The sequence below is a fragment of the Terriglobia bacterium genome (assembly GCA_032252755.1).
Classification (GTDB): Bacteria; Acidobacteriota; Terriglobia; order Terriglobales; family Acidobacteriaceae; genus JAVUPY01.
Genome location: JAVUPY010000075.1, coordinates 1 through 5640 on the forward strand (window position 1 = coordinate 1; position 5640 = coordinate 5640).

The 5640-nt window shown below is 58.4% G+C and carries 6 protein-coding genes; 4 read left to right on the forward strand and 2 right to left on the reverse strand.

Annotated features, from left to right (window positions below; translation table 11 throughout):
• Window positions 1-1402: aconitase family protein (locus tag ROO76_19395; GenBank protein ID MDT8070339.1), on the forward strand; the 1402-nt coding region annotated here is incomplete at its 5' end.
• An 85-nt stretch (window positions 1403-1487) separates the two neighbouring features.
• Here ROO76_19395 and ROO76_19400 read toward each other — a convergent pair.
• Window positions 1488-2384: a hypothetical protein gene (locus tag ROO76_19400; GenBank protein ID MDT8070340.1), complete on the reverse strand. Its 897-nt coding sequence runs from the start codon at window positions 2382-2384 to the stop codon at window positions 1488-1490.
• A gap of 468 nt (window positions 2385-2852) precedes the next feature.
• On the opposite strand from ROO76_19400, the gene ROO76_19405 reads away from it, so the two are divergent.
• Window positions 2853-3389 (forward strand): hypothetical protein, encoded by a 537-nt coding sequence (locus ROO76_19405; GenBank protein ID MDT8070341.1) that lies wholly within the window; start codon window positions 2853-2855, stop codon window positions 3387-3389.
• A gap of 89 nt (window positions 3390-3478) precedes the next feature.
• Here ROO76_19405 and ROO76_19410 read toward each other — a convergent pair whose 3' ends face one another.
• Complete coding sequence (locus tag ROO76_19410) at window positions 3479-4060, reverse strand: GNAT family N-acetyltransferase (GenBank protein ID MDT8070342.1); 582 nt, start codon at window positions 4058-4060, stop codon at window positions 3479-3481.
• Window positions 4061-4444: 384 nt separating this feature from the next.
• Here ROO76_19410 and ROO76_19415 point away from each other — a divergent pair, with 384 nt between their 5' ends.
• Window positions 4445-4705 (forward strand): ferredoxin family protein, encoded by a 261-nt coding sequence (locus ROO76_19415; protein ID MDT8070343.1) that lies wholly within the window; start codon window positions 4445-4447, stop codon window positions 4703-4705.
• A 266-nt stretch (window positions 4706-4971) separates the two neighbouring features.
• On the forward strand, window positions 4972-5640 hold a 669-nt coding region (recO, locus tag ROO76_19420; GenBank protein ID MDT8070344.1), incomplete at its 3' end, for a DNA repair protein RecO.

Sequence of the window (5640 nt, forward strand, 5' to 3'; positions counted from 1 at the left end):
GAAGAGCGTTTCACTGCCGCAGATCACGACCGGCAAGCGGCCGATGAACGTCTCCGAGAAGATATTCGCGCGACACTTCATCAACTCTGAAGGGGAACTCGGAGTGCCTTACGTGAAGCCTGGAGATACTGGCTTCGCGCGCACCGATCTGCGCTTCTCGCACGAATACGTAACGCCGATGGCGGCGATCTTCTACGAGCACTTCGTCGGCAAGGACGAACCGGTTACCGATAAGGACTCGATCATCTTCTTCCGCGATCACCTCACGTTTCTCGACGACGTCATCTCCGAGGAGAAGCGCAAGATGGGTTTGCTCGACCTTGCCGGGCAGCTCAAGCTCAAGCAGCAGGACTTTGCCGCGAAGCAGGGAATTCGCCTTCACGGCGAACTCAAGGACCGCAAGGGCTCGGAAGGCATCTGCCATTCCATCGTGCTCGAGAGCTACGCGCTTCCGGGACAACTCAACGTCGGCTCCGACTCGCACACGCCGCACGTCGGCGCCATCGGCTGCATCGCCTTCGGCATCGGAACCACGGATGTGTTCAACTCCTGGTTCACCCGCGACATTCGCGTCAGCGTGCCCGAGTCGATCAAGGTCGTGATTCGCGGCAAGCGACGCGCGAACGTTACGGCGAAAGACTTCATCCTCAAGCTGCTTGCAATGGACTACATCAAGTCCGGCAAGGCGCTGGCGAAGGTCATCGAGTACAGCGGCGAAGCCATCGAAGAGCTCAGCGTCGATGAGCGCGCGACCATGACCAACATGGCGGCCGAGATCGGCGGCTTCACCGGCATCGTCGCTCCGGATCGCAAGGTGGTCGAGTTCCTCGTCACGCGCCGCAACATGCCGCGCGCGGAAGCCGAACGGCTGATCGAAGGACTTCACTCCGATCCCGGCGCCGAATACGCGCATGTCATCGAGTTCGATGCCGCGGAGATCTATCCCATGGTTGCGACTCCGGGAGATCCGGGGAATGGCAAGTTCGTCCGCGACCTGAATACTCCGGTTCCGGTAGAGATCGCTTATGGCGGAACCTGCACCGCGGGCAAGAACGAGGACATGGATATGTACGCGCGCGTGCTCGCCGACGCTGTCGCCGAAGGCAAACGCGTTGCCGCGAACACGAAATTCTATATCCAGTTCGGCTCGCAGGAGACGCGCGAGTATTGCGTTCGCAAGGGCTATCTCGAGATTTTCGAGAAAGCAGGAGCGACGGTGATCGAGCCTTCGTGCGGCGCCTGCATCAATGCCGGCCCCGGTGTCTCCACCCGTCCGGACCAGGTGGTGATCAGCGCCCAGAACCGCAACTTCCCCGGACGCAGCGGCCCGGGCCAGATGTACCTGGCGTCGCCGCTGACGGTCGCGGCCAGCGCGATCGCGGGGTATATCGTGGAGTACTGAGATCGTGCCATCGGGCGATCGGGCCATCGGGCCATTGAGATCGCATCCGCCATCTGCAATCCGCAACGGCGAGAGCCATTAGCCATTAGCAATTAGCAACACCCACCCCCTCGTTCTCCACTTGTGTGGTTTCAATGAGTTGCGGAAATTTTGGCGGAAGATCTATGTGGGCCTGCGGGTTAGATCCCAAAATACAGTTGGCGTAGGAGTTAGCAGCGGTTTTTGAGGGATCCGAGGATCGGACGATTGGAGGATCGGAAGAACGGAACGAGTGCGTGCCGGTCTCAGGGGTCGGGGTGGTGTCGAGGGCTGTGGCTTCGGTTGGGGAGAATGCAGGTCCTTCGGCTCCGCAGTTCCGCATCTCCGATGCGAAACAGCTCCGCTCAGGATGACGAGGTTGGGTGGATGATGCGAAACTGCTCCGCTCAGGATGACACGGTGAGGTGGATGCGTCGGCGGGATCGGCGTCGCGGACGAGGTGGTCGCCGACGCGGTGGTAGCCGCGGACTTTGGGGAGTTTGCGGCAGTTGCGGGGGGACAAACATTCGTCTTGTTTGGGGCAGGCGGCGCATTTTTCTTTGGCGGGGCGCATGGCTCGGGCGCGTTCCATTTCCAGGTCCATGTCGAGTTCGGGGCATTCGCGGACGGGTTCGCGGGCCGACAGGCCGGAGGAAGGTATGCGCGCCTGGAGCGCGAGTTGGAGAGAGTACAAAAGCGCGGTGCCCATTTTGATCTCGATGCGTTGGTCGAGGAGGCCGCGCTGGATTTCCATGATGGAGACGAGGATGGCTTCTGGGCCGTCGAGGAGCGGGAGTTCGATTCCGCTGTTCTTGTTCATGCCGACAGGGCCGCCGAGTCGGACGCGGCGCTGGTCTCTCTTTTGCCACTGGTAGTGGAAGTAGCACATGGTGTGATGGCGGAGTGCGGGCGAGCCGCATTTGATGCCGTTGGTTTTGATGTGGGAGCAGAGCCGTAAGGACATGGAGATCTCCAGGAAGCAATTAGCCATTAGCAATTAGCAAAGGCAACGGCGAAAGGGTGCCGGGTACCAGGTACCGGAAAATCGAAAGACAAAAGCAAAGGCAAAAACCCCACCCTGTTGCCAACTGCGGGCGACAAGGGTAGGGCACCACCTTGAGAGAGCGGCAAGAGAAACGGCCGTCCGGTTAGGGACGGCCGTTGTTTTTGTCTCTCTATTTTCAGAATAGCAGGTTGGGTATGGCTACTGTGACATCGGGGCGGAATTTATATTTCGATTGGAATGATGGGGTTGCGGCGAAAATGACAAAGTTTGTCTCTTGACAGGAATTTTCTCAAAACGAGAATACACAAGGTTAACGATGGGCGCTGAATGATAAGTAGGATTAATGTGTGATAAGGCCTGATACCGACAACTATCACTTCATTTGGAACAAATCCGAATACGTCGGATGTCTAAAACAGTATGAGAATGCGGTATAAATGGCTGCTGCCGCTGTGCTTCGGCATTGTCGATGCTGCTCTGATGTTGTGGGACATTCACAATCAGCGAGTGATTATGTCGATGGGCATGGGCTGGGATACGGGCGCACCTTTGTGGCCATACCAGACGCCCGACACCCTTCTGCTGGCGCTCAACCTGCCCGCATACGTGTTCGCAATTCCGATTACACGAATTCTTCATTTGTACTCCCCAATACACTACTTTGTTCTGTTCCCTGCGTACGTGTCGTGGTGGTGGCTGGCTGGAGTTACGATTGAATCACGGTTGTGGAGAAACAGCCATTGGCGGTGGCCTTGGGCAATTATCGGTGTGCTATGCGCTGTAGGCTTCACTCTGGCTGGCATAGTTGTTCTTCGTCATGCGGCTGCTTGGTGGTGGCGGTACTCTCGAGCCGTGTTCACTTCGGAGTTCATCATCGTGCTGCGTTTGTGTGCGCCGGGGGTGTGGAGTTTGATATTCGCAGCTTCTGCTACGGTGATCACGAAACGTCATTGGGCGCGATAGTGAGTGAAAAATCGGCATAGCGTAATCTATCGGGAGTGGATGGATAGGTTGCGATAGCCTTGTTTTCGCCAATTCTCGCCAGTTTGCGACTACTGGCGATTGGTGTCGGAAACAGCCAGGTCTTTAACCATCTTGAGAATTGGAAGTGTGTCACCGTTGGGCAGGGGCAGTTCGATCTGTTCCGCGGATTGGTAGCCGTGGCTGCGGTAGAAGGGGACGCCGCTCAGGGTTGCTCCCATTTCGCAGCGGCGGAATCCGGCGCCGAGGGCGGCGCGTTCGCAGTGGTCGAGGATGAGGGCTCCGATGCCTCGTCGGGCCCAGTTGGGATGGACGAAGAAGGCGCGGATCTTGGCGGCGTCGGTGGCTGGATCGAGTAAAGCGTCTTCGCGTCCGGGGCGATGATCGCTGCCGTATGGAGTTTTGCGCCCGCTCCATCCGCCACAACCCACGAGAACGCGCGTGCCATTGTCCTCGGTCTCGACGATGAAGTAGGTACCGTCGTTAACCAACTGCGAGTCCACGCCTAGCCAGAGACCGAGAGAGGCCTCCAACTGCTGCTCGGTGTAGGAACCCGTCATGAGGCCGCGAACCGAGCAGGCAATTAAGTCGTGCAGCGCGGGAATGTCAGCCGGGCAAGCGGTGCGAAGGAAGAATTGTGGGTTAGTGGACATTGGAGAGCCTATTGGCATTCGACGCAGTGGGAATGGGGGACGATGCGGAAATGACGAATGACGAATGTCGAATGTCGAAATGACGAATGAAAAGCCTAAAGCCACAGGGAGAGAAAACGGCAAAGGGAAAAACGGCAAAACAGGGCAGACGGTAGAGGGCAGAACCGAAAAACAAAGTCAAAGGCGGAAGCGATAGGCGAGTTGTGCCCGCCCAGCCGAGGGCGGCTGGGCCTACATAAAGCAGTTCGGAGCCGGATTTTGGCAGTAGAAGGCGGGGTGGAGCGGGCTGGGTGGAATTTGGGTTCGCGGGTACTTGGCGGTTTTGCTAGAATCTCCTGTTAAGTCACCGCTCACGAACCTCCTGGGGAAGGTAACGACACAACTATGGCTTATGTAATTGCAGAACCTTGTATTGGTACGAAGGACACGGCGTGCGTGGACGCGTGCCCCGTGGACTGCATCCACCCGAAGAAAGATTCCGATAAGTTCGCGACGGAAGAGATGCTGTATATCGACCCGGTGGAGTGTATCGACTGCGGGGCGTGCGTGCCGGTGTGCCCGGTGTCGGCGATCTTCGCGCTGGATGATCTGCCGGAGAAGTGGAAAGAGTATACCGAGAGGAACGCGAAGTATTTCGGAAGATAGGATCTCGGTTAGAGATGGTATTCAGGCGCGCGCAGGCGCGCCTTTATGCTTTAGGAAGTGCTTTGCAGGTGAAGTGAGGACGACGCTTCGCGTCGCTATGGGCCGGCGAGACGCCGGCGCTCCAATTGTGTTTTGCCCTCTGCCCTTTGCGTTCGTTAGAATCATCTTTCTGGCCGCTACTCCCTGGCTCTGTTCAGTTTCTCGTGGCTGGCGAGACGCCGGCGCTCCAAAGCGTGGTGTGCCCACATCTGCTAACTGCGGCAGATATGGGCACCAAAACAGGTGAAGCCATGCCGTTGAAGCAGTCTGAGGCGATTGTGCTGCGCACGTATCCGGTGCACGAGGCCGATCTGCTGGTGACGGTGTTTACGCGGGCTGAGGGGAAGGTCAAGGGAGTTGCGAAGTCGGCCAAGAAGTCTCGGCGGCGGTTTGGCGGGAGCCTGGAGCCGCTGACGTGCGTGCGGGTTTACTGGGAAGATAAAGAGCGGCAGGAGTTGGCGCGGATCGATTCGTGCGATGTGCTGCTCTCGCCGTTGTCGACTGAGGTCGATTATCCCAGGGCAGTTGCGTTGGGGCATGTCGCCGAGATGCTGGACGAGTTGCTGCCGGATCGCGAGGCCAACGATACGGTGTTTCGGCTGGCGTGGGCGGTGCTGCAGAATCTGCCGGTCGGGAATATCTGGATGCCGATCACGTATTTCGACCTGTGGATGGTCAGGCTGATGGGATTTCTGCCGGAGTTGGACCGGTGCACGGTGTGCGAGCGTCCGCTGGATGGGCAGAAGGCGTACTTTCATGCGCTGGCGGATGGGTTGATGTGTCCGCAGGATAAGAGGCTGGCGTCGTCGGAGATGTCGGCGGAGTCGCGGCAGATGGCGGCGCAGATGTTTCGGCAGCCGGTGGAGAAGTTTGCCGGGCAGGAGTGGACGCGAGCG